Consider the following 17,131-nt stretch of genomic DNA (forward strand, 5'->3'; position numbering starts at 1 on the left):
AATAGCCAGAGGGCGGTGATTATTTGACAACCACCCGGTGAGAACTTTGTGTGCCGTTTTCATAGTCGATAGAAAGAATATACAGCCCTGGTGCCAATCCAAGGACACTGATCTCGTTTGCGGCTTCAAAAGATTGGTGAACCGTTTTTCCTTCTTTCGTCCTAAGTCTCAACATTTTTATTTCACCAGAAATCTGTGTTATGCTGATCTTATCCGAAACAGGATTTGGATACACCCTCACTTTTTCAGATTCACTTTCTGACATCGATACGGTATCCTCAAATTGGTCCTGCATTCCCTCGTCAGGAACAGGCGCAGTACCGTTTCCAGTTAAGTAAGAAGACAGGTAACGCCACGGACCATACGTCTGACCAGTCAGCGCCAATGCAGGATCATATTTCACTCTAACCCGAACCTTCGTAGCCGGTCCTTGTTTCGGGATTACATTCTTCAACTCCGTACCCACCAGCCCCAGACTTGCATAAATGTTCTGCGAGCCAGAGGATTGTGTGCTATTCGTAATCACATTATTCGCCCCTTTGGAAAACCCCTGCCCAGCCGCCTTCGTTTCCCAAACCAGCTTGCCTTTATTCCCACCCAGAAACGACTTAGAATGTAACCCAGCACCAAAGTTGTTCTGGGCGAATTGAGATTGGTTGATTGGGGTAGTGAGGTTGGTGTTGTAGAGGCGGAGATTGTTTTGGATGGATTGGCTTGCACTTCCATGATAAACCACCACAAGACTTTTTTCTGTAAAGCTGTCGTAGTTATAGACGTACGACGTCATTAATAGGTCGCTCAGGCCATCACCGTCAACATCGCCAGCCGTTGAAGCGGATAAATCAAGCGTACTAAAAGGTCCGACGGGATTTATATTATTCAAGAAGAACGCGGGAGAAGCTCCATTAGGAATACCTGCTGACGATCCATAGAATACCATACTCGTTCCTCTCATTATCTGCTGTAAAGGAAAATTTGGTATACCGATAACAACATCACTATATCCATCTCCATTCAGATCACCGGCTGTCGCTACTGTTCTACCCATGTTAGCACCCTGTATATTACATTCTAATAAAACTGATGCTGCATTTAGTCCCGAAGCACCACCATAATATACAAACGCAGCTCCTTCTTCATAACTTCCGCTGCTAAACTGATCTGCACCGATTATAACGTCGCTAAATCCGTCGCCATTTAGGTCACCCGCACTTGCCACAGAAGTCCCAAAGCCGGCATTAGCTTGATTTTTCTGCAACATTAGCATAGAATTAACCGAAATGCCATTTGGCGAGCCATAGTAGAGGTATGTAGCTCCTTCATGACTCTCGGGACCTGTATAGTAAGGGGCACCGATGATGATGTCACTGTAACCGTCTCCGTTCACATCGCCAGCAGTAGATACTGAATATCCGAATTGAGCGAAATTGGAATTGCCCTCAATAACAATAGCCGCATTTAGGATAACTCCGTTTTGTGAACCGTGGTATATCAGGGCAGCGCCCTCGTCGGATTGGCCATTATCATAGGCTTCGTCTCCCACTATCAAATCGTCATAACCATCTCCATTGATGTCACCCGCACTGGCAACTGACCAGCCCATTAGGGATGTACTCTTGTTACTCGGTAAAATAGTAGGTGAGTTAATCTTGATCCCAAGGGATGATCCATAATATACAAGCGCTGCCCCGGTAATCATTTCGGATTGCTGGCCAACCTTTACAAAATAGGTAAAGTCACCTATCACTATATCTCCAAAACCATCCCCATTCACATCTCCCGCAGAGGCCACTGAGCAACCCAAATCACCGCTATTAGGTACATTTTCGATAATAGTGAACGAGTTAAAGTTAATACCGGATAAAGAACCATTGTATATAAAGACAGCACCATGTTCATCATAACTTGGAACTCCAACAATGATGTCACTAAAACCATCACCATTAATGTCACCAGCGCCCGCAGTGTTCATTCGTTGGTCTATTTTCTTAATCAATCCTGCGTCCAAATAGTCTCCTGATCCTCCTCCTACCCACACAAACGCCCCACCCTCATCCACATTCCCATTATCATAAGTAATCGCCCCAACTATCACATCACTATATCCATCCCCATTCACATCACCCGCACTAGCGACATTGCTGCCAAGTTGCGCGCCGGCTTGATTACTTTCCAGCGTAGAGATTGCAGTTTCCGCAATGCTAGTCTGGCTGCCTGGATAAACAAACGCCGCCCCTTCATTACTCTGCCCATTATCATAAAACATCGCCCCGACGATCACATCTGCATATCCGTCGCCATTCACATCTCCGGCGCTAGCTACTGAATAACCGAACTGGGCTTCTGCCTGGTTTGATTCTAGCGTTGCTGCGGCTACAATGTTGATTCCTTGTGCGGAACCGTAATGTATAAAAGCCGCCCCTTCATTGGTTTGGCCTTTGTCGTACATATTCGCTCCGATGATGATGTCACTGTACCCGTCGCCATTCACATCCCCGGCAGTGGCGGCCGTGTGGCCCAGGTATGCTGTTGCCTGGTTGCTTTCCAAAGTAGTAGCCGCATTTGCAGGATTGATACCCAGCGCGGAGCCGTGATAGACGAATACAGCACCTTCATCCGTCTGGCCTTTGTCGTAAAGCCGGGCACCAACCAGGATATCGCTGTAACCATCCCCATTCACATCGCCGGCACCAGAGGCGCAAAAGCCCATCATCGCTTCGGCCTGATTGGCTTCAATGATCACAGGGTTATTCGTATTCAGTCCCGCTGCTGATCCGTGGTAAAGGAATACGACCCCTTCATTGGTCTGCCCTTTGTCGTAAGCCCGCGCACAAACTAGCACATCACTGTAACCATCCCCGTTCACATCACCGGCCAAGCCGATGGTATTGCCCATATTGGCCTCTGCCTGGTTACTTTCCAGTACCAGCGAAGCAACTTTGCTGATTCCTTGAGCAGATCCGTAATAGACAAATGCAGCGCCCTCATTGGTCTGGCCTTTATCGTACATGTGTGCCCCGACAATAATATCGCTGAAACCGTCCTTATTGATATCTCCTGCTGAGGAAGCATAGCTGCCGAACCGGGCTTCCTTTTGATCCGATTCGAGCATTACGCCGCCAGCCATATTGATACCAGCCGCATTGCCATAATAAACAAAAACTGCCCCTTCGTCAATCTGCCCGTTATCATATTTGGAAGCGCCCACGAGCACATCGCTGTATCCGTCCCCATTCACATCACCCGCGCTGGACACTACCCCGCCCATCCATGCCTGGTTCTGGTTTACTTCCGGGACTTTGATCGCATTGCCCGGATTTCCATTCGATATGATCGGATCGATCGTGACGGGATATGCTGCGCCGCGGACATCTACATTGATCTCAATATCACCTTCACTCAGAGCCAGGGTCGCTTGCAGTGGCGAGCCGGATGCGTCCCAACATTTCAGGCCGCTGTAAACCAACTCGTTGTTTGTCTCTTTTTCACTATAAAAAGCAAGTGTATTGTTACCAGTTTCTCTTGCTTTGAAACCCTTCAATTGCAGTTTAACAGATAGTTCATCGGTCCCTGATGGCGCTTTTTCAATGATAAAATTCTGGCGGATACCTTCCGGACTATTGATGTACTGCTCGGTAAACGTACTGTGCCTGATCTCAGCGGTGTTGTTTTTGTTTTCAATTATACCCTGTTTGTCAACCAGATCAATCCGCTTATTATCAACATAAATCCCCTTAGTGATCAATTTAAACTCGAAGTTGTGCCCCACCGAATCCTTTCGGTTACGGACTGTCAGCACACCCGGTTCGTAGAATGCACGGAGATTATGTTCCCGATTGGGACTTTGGTACCGGCCGCTCTGCGCATCGAAGGTAATATGGTATTCGCGTTGACTAATGCTTTTCTCAATGTCCGCAGGGACAGTGCCACCAACAGAAACGACCGGGGCATCACTTTCAATAATAGTAGCGGCTGGCTCGGTTTCGGTATCTTGAAAAACATACCACAAACCTGCAATGGTCAGGGTTATCATCAATACCAAGCTAAGATTGTAGTTGTGCTTCATATGCCTGACCGGTAAATTGAATGAGAAGGTTTGACAATTATTGTTGAGACAAATCTTAATCATTACAATGAATACACGACGAAGGAATTATTCAACGGCAGCGAAATGTGCAAGTTGCAGTGTTCAGTTATTTAACGTCAATCCTCATACCCTTCAATCTCCCGCAGCATCTCGATCGATCTCATCACCGGGTCCCATTCTTTTCCATTAAATATCATTTTAAACCACTTCTTATCACGGTTTTCGTATTTGATATTGAAGAATAGCCAGAGGGCGGTGATGAGGAATAGGATGGTAGTAGCCACTTGTAAGGTAAGCCAGACCGGGTGTTCGAACATTCTTTCCTGGATTGAAAAAGTTGTCCAAACCGGCGCGTGCAGGAACATTAGCCTGGAAATCAATAGGGTAGAGCCTTTTAAAGATGCCAGCCGGCGCTGCGTTTCCATCAGCGCCTCGCTGAGGTCGGTCTGGAATATCAGGATGATCTGCGAAATGTAAATGCCGATTACGACGGCGAGCAGCACCACGTGTATCAAGATAGAATACCAGAAAAACGGGCTCGCGAATGAATAGGTTTTGTAAAGTACCACGCATAAAAACGAGATCCAGAGTATTCCAGCAATGGTCACGAACATTTTCATAGGCGCCATCGTACGCAGCAGCGACTTGATCTTGATGAGCGTAATCGCGGCCGCATTCTGCCGGTTCAGGGTCAGGTTTTCTTCGAGCTTTTGATCATAAGACCGCCACAATGCGATCAGTTCAGATTCTTGCATGGTAGTTAAGATTTTAAAATTGAAAATTTTTGTCTGAGTTGTTCCTTGATCCGCGCCACTTTTGTCGAGACATTGGAAATTGAAATTCCCAGAATGTCGGCGATCTCCTGCTGACTCCGGTCTTCGAGATAAAGCAGGATCAGCGCGCGGTCGAATTCTTTGAGCTCCCGGATAAACCGGTGCAGCAGCGACAATTCAGAATTGGCATCGAAAGGCGCATCTTCCGTTATCAGGCTGATTATTTCGGCAGTCAGCGGCTGATTCAGCTTATTCCTTTTTGTCTCTTTCCGGTAAAAAGAAATAGAAACGTTCAGCGCTATACGGTACATCCAGGTGCTGAGCATGAACCGGTCATCGTACTTTGGAAACGCAAGCCAGAGCTGTGCGGTAATCTCCTGGATAAGATCTTTCCGGTTTTCGTTGTCGCGGCAATAGGCATTCGCGACTTTGTAAATAATGCCCTTATTCGCATCGATCACATTCAGGAAACTTTCGGAATCGCGTAGATCGGAATCTCGCAGATCGGAATCTCGCAGATCGGTATCTCCCGGCACATGCATCAGGCTGTTTCTTTTGCTTTGTGAAAATTAATGTTGTCCTGAATAATTATTCGCAGCAACAAAAAGAATGTCACACAATTTGCGCGAATATTTTCAAAAAAAAAGAAGTGCACCTTGTGAGCGCACTTCATTTCATTCATGCAGGCCTTTCTTTGAACCCGATTTTACTTTTTCAGCGAAGCCATATCAATCACGAAACGGTACTTCACGTCGCCTTTCAGCATTCTTTCGTATGCTTGGTTGATCTCCTGAATATCAATCATTTCAATATCAGCGGTAATATGATGTTCACCGCAGAAGTCAAGCATTTCCTGGGTTTCCGCAATACCGCCGATCATAGAGCCTGAAAAACTTTTGCGCCCCATAATCAGACTGAATGCAGCGACGGGCAGCGGCTGCTCAGGCGCGCCTACCAGTGCAAGGGAACCGTCCACGCGGAGAAGACTGAGAAATGCATTGATATCGTGCTCCGCTGAAACTGCGTCTAATATAAAGTGCAACTTTCCCGTGTAAGCCGCCATCTGGTCTTTATCTTTTGACATCACCACTTCATCTGCGCCCAGGCGTTTCGCCTCCGCAAACTTCGCTTCCGACGTGGTGAATGCTACTACCTCGGCGCCCATTGCCTTGGCGATCTTAATGCCCATGTGCCCCAGTCCGCCGATGCCAACAATTCCCACTTTTTGGCCGGGCCCTACATTCCAGTGTCTCAGAGGAGAATAGGTAGTGATACCCGCACACAAGAGGGGCGCAGTCGCTGCCAGATCCAGATTTTCGGGAATGCGCAATACATAATTTTCATCCACCACCACACTTTCAGAATACCCGCCGAATGTCGGTGTATCGAGGTATTTGTCCGGTGAATTGTAGGTGCCGGTCATGCCCGGTTCGCAAAATTGTTCCAAACCATCCTGGCAATACTGGCACTCGCGGCAGGAATCCACGATACAGCCGACTCCCACCGTATCCCCGACTTTGAACTTGCTCACGTGGTCGCCGACACTGATAATTTTACCCACGATCTCATGACCGGGAACGCAGGGATATTGGGTCCCGTGCCACTCATTTTTGGCGGTATGCAGATCGGAGTGACATACTCCGCAGAAGAGAATGTCGATTTCCACATCGTGCGCGGTCGGTTTTCTGCGGCTGATGCCAAGTTCGTTCAATGGAGCCTCGGCCGCTTCTGTTCCGAATGCCTTCACGTTTGTCGTTTCTATCATGGTATGATTTAAATGGTTTTTTTGACGGTCACTTCAACTATAACAAATCTGTACCCCGCCATTTTGCGGGAGGTTTCGCGACAGCAAAATATGTAAAAGATCAGCCAATTCGATCATTTCGGGCGGGGAGGTTAGGCGGTAGGTTTGTAACTTTCGAATCGACCAGTTTCCTGAATCCTATGAAATTTCAAATCAGTCCGATAGCCAGAATGCTTGCCGCATTCTTGTTGTTTTTAATCGTTTTTCCGGTTACAGATACATTCAGCCAGAGTAAGCGCAAAAGAGATGCAGCGACTGGCAAGGGAAATACGTTGTCGCCGGTCAGCATTGTTAATTTTAATGAGTCGGGCAAGCAGGTGACCCGTTTTGATATTGCGGGCGATGCAATAGATGCGCACGATGGGGAGATTGCCTATTTCGACGGGACTTATTATCTCTACGGAACCAGCTACGATTGCGGTTTCGCCTGGCAGAACAAGTCCGCTCCGTTCTGTGGTTTTAAGGTGTACGCTTCGCCGGATCTGGTGAATTGGACGGATAAAGGCTATCTGTTTGACGCCAAAAATCCCGTCTGGCAGAGCAGGTGTAATGGAAATACGTACGGTTGCTTCCGGCCTCACGTTGTTTTTAACAAAAAGACCGGGCTGTATGTATTGTGGGTAAATGTGTATGATAATGTGGTCGGGTTCAGGGTATTTACGAGCAAAAACCCAGCGGGACCTTTTGCAGAAGTTGAAAATCCGAAACTGGCTGTTAATCAGAATGCCGAAGCCGCCGGATTGAACAATGGCGACCACGATACTTTTGTCGACGATGATGGTAAAGGTTACGTAGCTTACACCGACTGGCGGACCAAAGGAACCATCGTGATCGAAGAACTTACTGACGATTATTTATCCGGCACTGGCAAACACGTGAAAGCGGTCACGCCGGGCAAAACGGAGGCGCCGGGGTTGATGAAGCGAAATGGCATTTACTACCTCCTGTATTCGGATCCAAATTGTGGGTATTGTTCCGGTGCCGGCACTTCTTACCGTACCGCCAAATCGCCGCTAGGGCCGTGGTCGGAGGGGATCAGTATCAGTGATAAATCCTGCGGCGGGCAACCTTCATTTGTTTCCACGATTCAATTTGACTCCGAAACCGTCTATCTGTATGGGAGCGATCTGTGGAACAATGCGGCCAAAAATGAGGCGCTGGCCAACTATTTCTGGGCGCCGCTGAAATTTGATGAAAAGGGCGCTATTGAGCCTGTTCCCTGCAATCCGAGCGAAAATGTCCGTGTCAAAGTAGGCGCTGCACCTGACCAAAAGTCACGGAAAAATATCGACAATTCTTCGGGTCGGGAGGGTTTTACAACGCAATGCGATATTAGTAACGGAAAGGAGCGGACGCAATCTTTTGTAGCTACCAGATCGGGCAAGTTGAGCGAGGTTAATTTTACTACTTTCCGCGATGGTTACCCCGACGCCGGGCTTGAATTGAGTATATATCCTGCAACCGATTCCGGGTTACCAACTGGTTCCTCTCTCTTTGCCACCGTTGCGGAGCCCGATTCCATGGGCTGGGCGCCCAAGCGACTTCACTTCAACCCCAATATTCAGGTGGAAAAAGGGAAGAAATATGTGATCGCATTGAAATCAAAAACTACAAAAGGCTGCTATGGTTTTCAATTCAATGATTCGCTGTCTTATCCAAAAGGCGCGGCGGCGGTGAAGGGTGATGGGGGTTTCGTGATCGAGAAAAACCGGAGCCTGAAATTTGAGACCTATATCAGTCCGAAATGAGCGATTATTCTGCTTGAAAGCATCTTGGACTGAATTTGCCCCAGGTTTGAACAGGCTGTAACTGCATTGGAATGCACTTTTGCTTCGAAACAAAACAAGCAAAAATGCTATGAAAAACGTCGTTCCCATTTTACTCATTCTTCTCTCGGTTCAGTGTTTTGGTCAAAGGAAAAAAGTAAGTCCTGCTGCTGCAAAAGTCGATTATCTTATTCCGCTTAACGCGGAGAAATGGGAATTTCAGGAAGGTAAGGTCACTTTCGAAACGTACAAAGGCGCGAAGGCGATGAAGATCGAAAAAAGATCCGGCCAGGTAGTTTTGAAAGACCTCCATTTCAAAAACGGGACCATTGAATTTGACATTGATCCCTCTGAATCTGAATTCGCGGAAAGCATTTATTTCCATCGCAAAGACGCCAGGGAGCAGGAGATCGTGTACCTGCGCATGTCGCGGGTGAACAACGGGCTGGCGAATCAGGGAATACAGTATTGTCCTTATTTTGATGGGATCAATATGTGGGATATGTATCCTGACTATCAGGCGCCTGCGATATTGAAGCCGGGGGAGTGGAATCATTTGAAACTGATTATCTCGGGCAAACGCCTGCAAGTTTTTCTCAACAATGCAACCAAACCGGTACTGGATATTCCCAGGCTGGAAGGCTCCGCGGCCGAGGGTAGTATTGCTTTTGAAGGCGCTTCCTATATTGCCAATGTGCGCGTGAAGCCCGACGAAGTGGAAGGTCTGAGCCCGCTCGCATTGCCTGATATCACTGACCACGACGGACTTTACCTCCGAAAATGGGCAATTAGCGCGCCGTTCGAGCTCCCGGTAGGCAGTGAACTAGCCTTTCAAAACCAGCCCAAACCCCAACTTTTTACAGATAGTATAGCGGCCGAACGCGTAGGTTTTGTGAACCTGACAAGGAAGCACGGCGGCAGTAAAACACGCAGGGCGATCTGGCTCAAAACGAAGATTACTGCGAAGGAAGCTGCAAAAGTGGCACTGCAACTCGGTTTCAGCGACGAGGTTTGGGTATTTCTCAACAACCAGATCATTTTCGCAGACAAAAACCTGTTTCAGCAGAATATGAAACGCTACCCCGACGGTAGAATTTCGATCCAGAATGCGACGGTCGATCTGAACCTGAATGCGGGTGAGAATGATCTGCTGATCGGCGTTTCGAATGATTTTTACGGCTGGGGTATCATAGCGCGGCTAAAACAGGGCGACGGGATCATCGGTACCGATCATATTTCAGGGATTGTCAGCCTCGCCAAAGAGATCGCGAGCATCGACCTGGAACCATACATCGGTACTTACAGCAGCGTGCAGGCGTGGTATAAGCTGATTTTTGCAAAAAGCGAAACCGGGCTGAGTGTCGAGCCGACCGGCCAGAAACCTGCCGAACTGCAGGTAACCGGCAAGCATTCGTTTTCCTATCCCGCCGAAGGAGCCACTTTTGAATTCAGTTTGGCGGACAAAAAGGTTATATTGAGGCAGGGAACCGAAAGCCGCGAATTTTTGCGGGAGTAGGGCGCGCATTATTCAGCCATCCAAAAAAGTGGCACAGATATTGTTGACCTGCGGATAAAGGTTTAACAATGGCGAAAAAAGACAGCTTAAAAGAAAATTACAGGCAACTGCTGGATTGGTATCAGTACCGCGCGGAAGAGAATGCGGGTTCATTGAAAAAGCTCGAAAAACTGCTATCGAAACTCGATCGGAATGTGCAGGCCAGCGACGATTATGAAAAAGATATAGACGACCTGGAATCGCTGAAAATCATTTACGAAGTCGCGATAAGGAACTTTGAAAGCCAGGTTGATAAGTATAGGAATTTGCTTGAAAACGACTGATGCGGGCTGCAAAAAGCGGCCCCGCATCAGTTGTTAATTTACCCGGAAACAGGAAGAGTTCGCGCTCTTATTCCAGTTTAAGCGTTTCTGTCTTTTGGTTTGAAATACCCTTCGCCAACTGCTGATAGGCGGCGATCAGTTGTTTCAGTTTCTCAGGCTGGGATTTCGCAAGGTTATTCTGCTGACCAATATCTGTCTTTAAATTGTACAGTTGATATTCCTTGGCATTCCCCAGTTCAATATTGACCTGCTTGTTCACAGCCGGACCGTTGTAAGGCGGTATCATCACAAAATCGCCCTGCCGCAACGCAGTGCGCGAGCCCGCTTCGATCACCAGTTCGTTCCGCCCCTTTTTACTTTTACCCAGAAACACATCCAGGTAGTTCTGACTGTCCAAACCTTTCGCTTCTTCTCCGGCTAAATGCGCCAGTGAGCTGAGCAAGTCAAGCTGGCAAACTACTGCATCGGAAACCGCCGGTTTGATCGTGCCTTTCCAATAGGTAATAAAAGGAACGCGCGCGCCGGCTTCAAACAGGCTGTATTTGCCACCGCGCAACGGTCCCGCAGGTTTGTGGTTTCCCAGTTTTTCAACCGCATCATCGTGGTAACCATCGTTCACGACCGGGCCATTGTCGCTGGTGAAAATGACCAGTGTGTTTTCCAGAATTCCTTCTTTGTCAAGCGTTTTAAGCAGCTCACCCAGGCACCAGTCGGCTTCGGCTATGGCGTCGCCTCTGGGTCCGAGCCCGGTTACACCTTTGAAACGCGGATTAGGCGTGCGCGGCACGTGCGGCTGCTGCATGGCGTAGTACAGGAAGAACGGTTTTGATTTGTGATCTGTTATAAATGCCTGCGCTTTCGTCAGAAACAGATCGGCCATTTCTTCATCATTCCACTTGGCTTTCGCGCCGCCTTTCATGTAGCCAATGCGCGAAATTCCGTTCGTAATGCTCTGATCGTGGCCGTGGTGCCACTTCATTTTCAGTAGCTCCGGGTTGTTTTTTCCGGTCGGTTCGCCAGGGAAATTTTCTTTGTAGCTCACCTGAATAGGATCGTTCGCATCGAGGCCGACTACGCGGGTATTTTCAATGTAAACCGTCGGTACGCGGTCCTGGGTGGCTGCCAGGATATACGAATAGTCGAAACCAAGCTGGTTCGGTCCGGGTTTGATCTCTTTGTTCCAATCCGTATTTCCATCACCGAGACCGAGGTGCCATTTTCCTACGATTCCCGTGGCGTAGCCCGCCTTTTTTAGGATTTTCGGAATGGTCATTTGCGCGGTATCGATCAGCAGCGGCGCATCGCCGGGCAGGATCTTCGCGTCCTTGTTGCGCCATGGATACACGCCGGTCACCAATGCAAATCGGCTCGGCGTGCAGGTAGACGAAGTAGCATATCCATTTGTAAAACGAATACCACCATTCGCGATCTTGTCCATATTCGGCGTTTTCAGCGCTGTTGCCCCGTACGCGCCCACGTCGCCGTAACCCAGGTCATCAAGGTTAATCAGGATTATGTTGGGTTTTGCCGCCTTATTTTCTTTTGCCGCAAACTGCCAGCCGGTTGCCGCAATCAAAATGGCCAGCGCGACACCGGGTATTGTAAACTGCTTTGCTTTATTAGTAATCATAAAAGGGATTTTTTTATAGAAGTCAAAAAAGCCGTGAAACTATCTGCCAACCTTTCATACCTTATCAGCGTCTTAAATGCGCTACCAACGTCTTAACGTATTTACTATGAAACGTTCACTACTCTTTCTGATCACGCTCCTTTTCCTGTACGCCTGCAAAGAGGAAGCGATTGACCCGTCCAAACGGGTACGCCCTGTTGGTTTGCAAATAATCGTAAGTGGTAGCGAATATCAGTTGAGTTGGGAGGGGATCAGCATTATCTGTTACATGTTGCCATGCCCTGACATCGCGGATCTGGAAGCAGAGGAGTATGAGATTCAGATCGCTGCTGATGAACTGGGCCCGTTTCAAACGTACCGGACCGTTCGTGCGGATCAGAAATCAATCCATATCCCCACAGCCGGGCGCGGTGTGCAGTTGGTAGCCCGTATCGTCTCAAAAGCCAAAGGCGCGCCGCCCGTCAGTTCCGATCCGGTTATGGCTACCAGCGGCCCACTTTCCCAATCGGCTTTTTATCCGGGCTTCGGCACATCGGAGCTGGTAACAGGCGGGGCGGTGACGCCCGATGGGAAAACAGCGCTCTACTCAGTTGCGATGGTACCAGCCCCGGGTCAAAACTTATCGCCCTTGTATCTGGCAGAACTGGAAAATGAGCAGGTTACTTCTACGAAATTGATCACCCGAGAAGGTTTCAGACCCGCTTTTTCAGATGATGGAAAACAGGTTGCGTATTTGTCGCGGACTGAAAAGGGCGTGGTTATTTACACCGTCGACACTGGCACTACCCGTACACTTCCGCTGGAAAATCTGGATCAGCTACATGGATTGACCTGGTCGCCAGACGGTAACTGGCTGGCTTTCCCGACAGTTACCGAAGAAGAGGGCAGGCTTTGGAAAATGCCGGTAGCGGGAGGCGCTCCGGTGCCATTGACCCCGCCAATGCGGTTCCGCGATCTGAATAGTTTCCGGCAGGCGAATATAGACTGGTCGCCCGATGGCCGGCATATTGCTGTATCGCGCACGCGAAGCGACGGCGGCAAGCAGGTGCGTTTTGCTATTTCGTTGTATGCGACTGATGGATCGGGCGAGCAAAAGTTTTTTGAGACCCACCCCGGCTGGATCGATACCAATCCTTCGTTCTCGCCCGATGGAAAACAGCTCGCCTTCCTGAGTAGCCGTGCAAATCCTTCATTCATTTCTTACAGCTTATGGGTCCGCGACCTCACCACTGGCAAGGTCAGGCGGGTGGAACTACTGCCGGACCTTATTCCTTCCGACGATTATCTCCCGCAGTGGCAAGGCAACGAAAAGCTAATCTTCCTGGGAACGCAGCGGGGTAAAAGGGGCTATTTCAGTGTGGTTTTGTAACGGCACGATTTTTAAATCCGGCGCGCTTGTTATTTCCGGTGTTAAAGAGATTTGATCCTTAGTTGAAGTTTCGGGAGATTTGCTTCTTATCACTCAGCGTTTCGAAATTATTTATGGAAGAGCCAATACTAATTCCAGTGGAATATCAGGGAGAAACCCTTGAATTCCCTGTTACCGTTGTCACTTTTGGTTATGCTTACCAATTACATGTGCAGGTAGGGGACCAGCGACTGATCCTGGAAAAGGACAACGAAGGAAACTTCCGGGTAATGCAGGATAAAGGCGAACCTGTGAAAATCGACAAAGGGCTCTTGCAGGCAATTGTTTCCACAATAGAAGGATTGGGCTAAGCGCGGGAATGTAGCTGCGTCGGGGCAATTCCATATTTTTTCTTAAATGCAAAAGAGAAATGGGACAGATCCTCGAAGCCTACTTCCAGGTATACTTCTGTGGGTTTTTTCTTCTTTTCCGACAGTTGATAATAGGCAAGTTCGAGCCTTTTTTCTGTAAGCCATTTCTGGGGCGTTATATCAAATAATTTCCTGAAATCCCGGTTGAACGTCGACAAGCTCCGGCCAGTAAGATAGCCTAATTTTTCCATCGGCATATTGAACATAAAATTGCGCTGCATGAAATCGATCAGGTCAATTTTTCCCGGTTCGTCAAAGTTTGCCAGCACGGTGTCGACCGTCTTGTCAATTTCTCTCAGGATTGTAATCGCTTCCGTAATTTTTAGTGAAGCAATACTTTCCGGAAATTCGCCTTTCACATTAAAGTATGGTATTAATGAAGCCAGGCAACTTTCCAGAAAGGGGTGATTATGGAAGCTGAAAATCTTTTGCACGGCGCTAACGTTTCTATTAACCTCTATTTTTTCGTAGAACCGTTTCAGCCGTTCGGTTGACAAATGCATGACCACTGTTTTATGCGGCTGTCCATTTTTGGGATAGTTAACAATTGTGGCCAGTTGATTTCTCGGGATCAGGAATATGTCGCCCGTTTTGAAATAGTGAGTAGTATCCGCCTGTATTATTTTTGTTTCTCCGGAAATAAACCAGATCAGCATGTGATCATCAAACATCAGGTCTGACTTAAACAATTTGTCGTCGTAGCTGGAAAGTTTGATCTCCTTGGTCAGGTACTTTGAAATGTGATCCATATTCTCAGCGAGTGATAGCGGCTAGGTTCATACGAACAGCGTAACAAAATTATCAGCAATTCTGAGTAAAATCAGGTTAATTCACAAATGCGGGTGCAGCAGCGTGCATGTCCTGTCCGAGAGTGATACCGGTGATCTGTTCGCTCCACTCCCACAATTTCCGGGCACTTACCTGGTCCAGGGAATACGATTTTACGCCACGCTGCTCGGTAGCTACCTCACTATCAGTACTTTCCGGGCTTAATTCGGCTACATCCGCATCTTCACAATATACGCCGCCAAGATGGTTCAGCATTGGACTTGTAGCACACCAGACAGTCGTAGCTGCACCCTGCGGAATGGTTTTCAAGGATGCCAGTACTTCGGGTAAAAGATTGCCTTCGGAATCCAGAAAGCCCATTTGCTGAAACAGTTCCAAAGACGCTTCTCTGCCCAGTTCAGTCCCGTGTATAGAACCTGGATGCAGCGAAAAAGCACTGATATTAAACTGTTTGCCGAAGTGATCCAGCTCGACGGCGAATAGATTGCTGGCCGTTTTGGATTGACCGTAAGCCTGCAATGTCTGATAGTCGCGATGGAGGAAGTTCGGATCTTCAAAGTTGAACGGGGCCATTTGGTGGCCAAGCGACGATACGTTCACAACGCGCGCGCCGTTCGCTTTTTTGAGCGCGGGCCACAGCCGGGCAGTAAGCTGAAACTGCCCCAGATAATTGGTGGCCAATTGCGATTCAATTCCGCGGCTATCCCTGCGCAAAGGCACCCACATAATGCCGGCGTTGTTGATCAGCAAATGTAGGGGCCGGTCTGTTGCGATAAAAGAGTCGGCAAATGCATCTATCGAAGCAGGGTCCATAAAATCAATTTTCCCCAATTCCACATTTGGAATGCCTGCCAGATTTTTTCGCGCCTTTTCTAAGTCCCTCGCAGGAACGATCACCGTGGCCCCGGCTGCGGCCAGAATCCTGGTGGTTTCCAAACCAATACCTGCATTGCCGCCGGACACGATGGCGATTTTTCCTGTCAAATCAATCCCTTTGATTACATCACTTGCTGTGGATGTCGCGTTGAACCCCGAGCCGACCGGCTGTTGTAAAGCTCCCTGACAATTGTTCTGTCCCATGTCATTTTTGTTTAAATGTGATAGGACAAAATTACAGGACCGCCTGCGTGATCATTTTGTTCAAAATGTCAATTTACTTTGTTCAAAATGTCATAACCGGTATTAGCGAAAATAGGGACGGGCTACAAATGGCGAGAATGGCCATGGAATCGCCAGAAGCAAGATGACCAGTGCTGCGAGAAAAAACCGGAACATGGTTTGATACTTCTGCTGGTCCGTTTTCATCCGTTTTGATTTTGCAGAACCGATCGTGATCACGATAATCGCAATAATCATCATCCCGGCATGAATGTAGCGAAAGAAAAACGGTTGGTCCTGGGCCCACCCGCTACCGGTATCCGGCGACACCAGCTTGACAATCGGGCTTTCAAAGTACAGGCAGGCACCCAATATCAGTTGTATGTGGGCGATAGTCGCAGTCCAGTGTCGGATCTTATTGGCAGTCGCTGTGAAAAGCTTTCTACCACTAAACCCTTGATAAGCTGTACCAATAGAGACTAATAGTGACGCCAGCACCAACCAGCGAAAGAGAGAATGCAGGAGAAGAAGAATCGCGTACAAAATACTGTTTGCGTTTTGATTGGGATTAAGATAATGCTTGCGGAGGAGGTCCGCCTGCGGGTCTGGAATTGTCTTTCGGCAGCGGAACATATTCTCCGTTGTCGTTTGGCGGTAGTATAATGCGACCCTGCTTCCAATCTTCTTTCGCCTGTTCAATCCTCTCTTTGCGGCTGGAAACGAAGTTCCACCAGATGTAACGCTCGCCCAAATGCTCCCCGCCCAGCATCATCAGTGTGGTAGTCTCCTTTGCGATGATCAGCGGATCCACGCCTTTTGAGAAAACCAGCAATTTTCCTGCCGTGTAGGTAATACCGTTCACTTCAACGCTGCCATTCACAATGTATGCACCTCTTTCGCTATGTTCCCGAGGCAGGCCAAACTTTGCCCCCTGATCAAGCACAATATGGAGATAGAACATCGGGGAGCTGGTACTGACATTGCTTTTGAGACCATATGCATCACCAGCGATCAAACGCATCCAGACACCCGTGTCGGTGAATATGGGCAATTGTTCCGGTGTGTAGTTTTTAAAAGAAGGGTCGGATTCTTCGTCTTTTTCAGGAAGAGCGACCCAGGTTTGTATCAGTTCCAGCTCGCCGCCAGCCAGCATAGCCGGGTCTTCAAAGCGTTCGCTGTGCGCTATGCCTTTTCCGGCTGTCATCCAGTTCACTTCTCCGGGTTTGATAACCTGCTCTACTCCAAGACTATCCCGGTGGGTTACGTTTCCGCTGAACAGATAACTTACCGTCGACAAACCAATATGCGGATGTGGCAGTACATCCAGATTCGTTGCAGTTGGCGTGGGTATACTCACCGGTCCGCCATGATCCATGAAGATAAACGGTCCCACCATCCTCCGTAGCTGATAGGGGAGAATGCGTTTTACCTGAAAACCCGGAACGATTTCCGCTTTCCTGGACTCAATGACTATATCTAGCATAAAAATGTGATTTTGAAACAAAGTTAGTTACCAGGACCAATGTTCCGAAACCCGGCTGCCAGGAACTTTTAAAGCGGGATAAT

14 protein-coding genes are annotated in these 17,131 nt (G+C 48.3%); 5 read left to right on the forward strand and 9 right to left on the reverse strand.

Annotation, left to right across the window (positions count from 1 at the left end; all coding sequences use genetic code 11):
• Positions 1–19: 19 nt before the first annotated feature.
• The 4 genes from LZG94_RS24765 to LZG94_RS24780 all read right to left on the reverse strand — a co-directional run bounded on the left by LZG94_RS24765 (position 20) and on the right by LZG94_RS24780 (position 6,625).
• Positions 20–4,066: an FG-GAP-like repeat-containing protein gene (locus LZG94_RS24765; RefSeq protein WP_233794347.1), complete on the reverse strand. Its 4,047-nt coding sequence runs from the start codon at positions 4,064–4,066 to the stop codon at positions 20–22.
• Positions 4,067–4,203: 137 nt separating this feature from the next.
• Positions 4,204–4,842, reverse strand: coding sequence for a hypothetical protein (locus LZG94_RS24770; protein WP_233794348.1), 639 nt, complete (start codon positions 4,840–4,842; stop codon positions 4,204–4,206).
• 5 nt (positions 4,843–4,847) lie between these two features.
• Positions 4,848–5,402, reverse strand: a complete 555-nt coding sequence (locus LZG94_RS24775) for an RNA polymerase sigma factor (RefSeq protein WP_233794349.1) — start codon at positions 5,400–5,402, stop codon at positions 4,848–4,850.
• Positions 5,403–5,566: 164 nt separating this feature from the next.
• Positions 5,567–6,625 carry an NAD(P)-dependent alcohol dehydrogenase gene (locus tag LZG94_RS24780; protein ID WP_233794350.1) on the reverse strand — a complete coding sequence of 353 codons (1,059 nt, stop codon included), beginning with the start codon at positions 6,623–6,625 and terminating at the stop codon, positions 5,567–5,569.
• Between the two features lie 179 nt (positions 6,626–6,804).
• Here LZG94_RS24780 and LZG94_RS24785 point away from each other — a divergent pair, with 179 nt between their 5' ends.
• The 3 genes from LZG94_RS24785 to LZG94_RS24795 all read left to right on the forward strand — a co-directional run bounded on the left by LZG94_RS24785 (position 6,805) and on the right by LZG94_RS24795 (position 10,269).
• Positions 6,805–8,412 carry a family 43 glycosylhydrolase gene (locus tag LZG94_RS24785; RefSeq protein ID WP_233794351.1) on the forward strand — a complete coding sequence of 536 codons (1,608 nt, stop codon included), beginning with the start codon at positions 6,805–6,807 and terminating at the stop codon, positions 8,410–8,412.
• A gap of 109 nt (positions 8,413–8,521) precedes the next feature.
• Positions 8,522–9,946: a DUF1080 domain-containing protein gene (locus LZG94_RS24790; protein WP_233794352.1), complete on the forward strand. Its 1,425-nt coding sequence runs from the start codon at positions 8,522–8,524 to the stop codon at positions 9,944–9,946.
• Positions 9,947–10,014: 68 nt separating this feature from the next.
• The gene (locus tag LZG94_RS24795; RefSeq protein WP_233794353.1) at positions 10,015–10,269 is read left to right on the forward strand and encodes a hypothetical protein; all 255 of its coding nucleotides are present in this window, start codon (positions 10,015–10,017) and stop codon (positions 10,267–10,269) included.
• A 67-nt stretch (positions 10,270–10,336) separates the two neighbouring features.
• Here LZG94_RS24795 and LZG94_RS24800 read toward each other — a convergent pair whose 3' ends face one another.
• Positions 10,337–11,899, reverse strand: a complete 1,563-nt coding sequence (locus LZG94_RS24800) for an arylsulfatase (protein WP_233794354.1) — start codon at positions 11,897–11,899, stop codon at positions 10,337–10,339.
• 106 nt (positions 11,900–12,005) lie between these two features.
• Here LZG94_RS24800 and LZG94_RS24805 point away from each other — a divergent pair, with 106 nt between their 5' ends.
• Together LZG94_RS24805 and LZG94_RS24810 are read left to right on the forward strand one after the other, a co-directional pair.
• Entirely contained in the window at positions 12,006–13,268 is a 1,263-nt protein-coding gene (locus LZG94_RS24805; protein WP_233794355.1) for a hypothetical protein, read from the forward strand.
• Positions 13,269–13,381: 113 nt separating this feature from the next.
• Positions 13,382–13,618 (forward strand): hypothetical protein, encoded by a 237-nt coding sequence (locus LZG94_RS24810; protein ID WP_233794356.1) that lies wholly within the window; start codon positions 13,382–13,384, stop codon positions 13,616–13,618.
• On the opposite strand, the gene LZG94_RS24815 is transcribed toward LZG94_RS24810, so the two are convergent.
• From LZG94_RS24815 to LZG94_RS24830, 4 genes are all read right to left on the reverse strand, one after another.
• Positions 13,615–14,427: an AraC family transcriptional regulator gene (locus LZG94_RS24815; RefSeq protein WP_233794357.1), complete on the reverse strand. Its 813-nt coding sequence runs from the start codon at positions 14,425–14,427 to the stop codon at positions 13,615–13,617. The genes LZG94_RS24810 and LZG94_RS24815 overlap by 4 nt on opposite strands.
• A 76-nt stretch (positions 14,428–14,503) precedes the next feature.
• Positions 14,504–15,547: an SDR family NAD(P)-dependent oxidoreductase gene (locus LZG94_RS24820; RefSeq protein WP_233794358.1), complete on the reverse strand. Its 1,044-nt coding sequence runs from the start codon at positions 15,545–15,547 to the stop codon at positions 14,504–14,506.
• A 102-nt stretch (positions 15,548–15,649) separates the two neighbouring features.
• A complete protein-coding gene (locus LZG94_RS24825; protein WP_233794359.1) occupies positions 15,650–16,198 on the reverse strand; it encodes a hypothetical protein in 549 nt (182 codons plus the stop codon).
• Positions 16,134–17,048 carry a pirin family protein gene (locus LZG94_RS24830; protein ID WP_233794360.1) on the reverse strand — a complete coding sequence of 305 codons (915 nt, stop codon included), beginning with the start codon at positions 17,046–17,048 and terminating at the stop codon, positions 16,134–16,136. Before LZG94_RS24830 ends, LZG94_RS24825 begins: the two co-directional genes overlap by 65 nt.
• Positions 17,049–17,131: the final 83 nt, after the last annotated feature.

Origin of the sequence: Dyadobacter sp. CY343, assembly GCF_021390335.1 — a bacterium.
Lineage (GTDB): Bacteria > Bacteroidota > Bacteroidia > Cytophagales > Spirosomataceae > Dyadobacter.

What these genes read in the sequence shown, in the direction of transcription:
- LZG94_RS24765 (WP_233794347.1), bottom strand. Translation starts at nt 4,066, where the DNA reads ATGAAGCACAACTACAATCTTAGCTTGGTATTGATGATAACCCTGACC.
- LZG94_RS24770 (WP_233794348.1), bottom strand. Translation starts at nt 4,842, where the DNA reads ATGCAAGAATCTGAACTGATCGCATTGTGGCGGTCTTATGATCAAAAG.
- LZG94_RS24775 (WP_233794349.1), bottom strand. Translation starts at nt 5,402, where the DNA reads ATGCATGTGCCGGGAGATACCGATCTGCGAGATTCCGATCTGCGAGAT.
- LZG94_RS24780 (WP_233794350.1), bottom strand. Translation starts at nt 6,625, where the DNA reads ATGATAGAAACGACAAACGTGAAGGCATTCGGAACAGAAGCGGCCGAG.
- LZG94_RS24785 (WP_233794351.1), top strand. Translation starts at nt 6,805, where the DNA reads ATGAAATTTCAAATCAGTCCGATAGCCAGAATGCTTGCCGCATTCTTG.
- LZG94_RS24790 (WP_233794352.1), top strand. Translation starts at nt 8,522, where the DNA reads ATGAAAAACGTCGTTCCCATTTTACTCATTCTTCTCTCGGTTCAGTGT.
- LZG94_RS24795 (WP_233794353.1), top strand. Translation starts at nt 10,015, where the DNA reads ATGGCGAAAAAAGACAGCTTAAAAGAAAATTACAGGCAACTGCTGGAT.
- LZG94_RS24800 (WP_233794354.1), bottom strand. Translation starts at nt 11,899, where the DNA reads ATGATTACTAATAAAGCAAAGCAGTTTACAATACCCGGTGTCGCGCTG.
- LZG94_RS24805 (WP_233794355.1), top strand. Translation starts at nt 12,006, where the DNA reads ATGAAACGTTCACTACTCTTTCTGATCACGCTCCTTTTCCTGTACGCC.
- LZG94_RS24810 (WP_233794356.1), top strand. Translation starts at nt 13,382, where the DNA reads ATGGAAGAGCCAATACTAATTCCAGTGGAATATCAGGGAGAAACCCTT.
- LZG94_RS24815 (WP_233794357.1), bottom strand. Translation starts at nt 14,427, where the DNA reads ATGGATCACATTTCAAAGTACCTGACCAAGGAGATCAAACTTTCCAGC.
- LZG94_RS24820 (WP_233794358.1), bottom strand. Translation starts at nt 15,547, where the DNA reads ATGGGACAGAACAATTGTCAGGGAGCTTTACAACAGCCGGTCGGCTCG.
- LZG94_RS24825 (WP_233794359.1), bottom strand. Translation starts at nt 16,198, where the DNA reads ATGTTCCGCTGCCGAAAGACAATTCCAGACCCGCAGGCGGACCTCCTC.
- LZG94_RS24830 (WP_233794360.1), bottom strand. Translation starts at nt 17,048, where the DNA reads ATGCTAGATATAGTCATTGAGTCCAGGAAAGCGGAAATCGTTCCGGGT.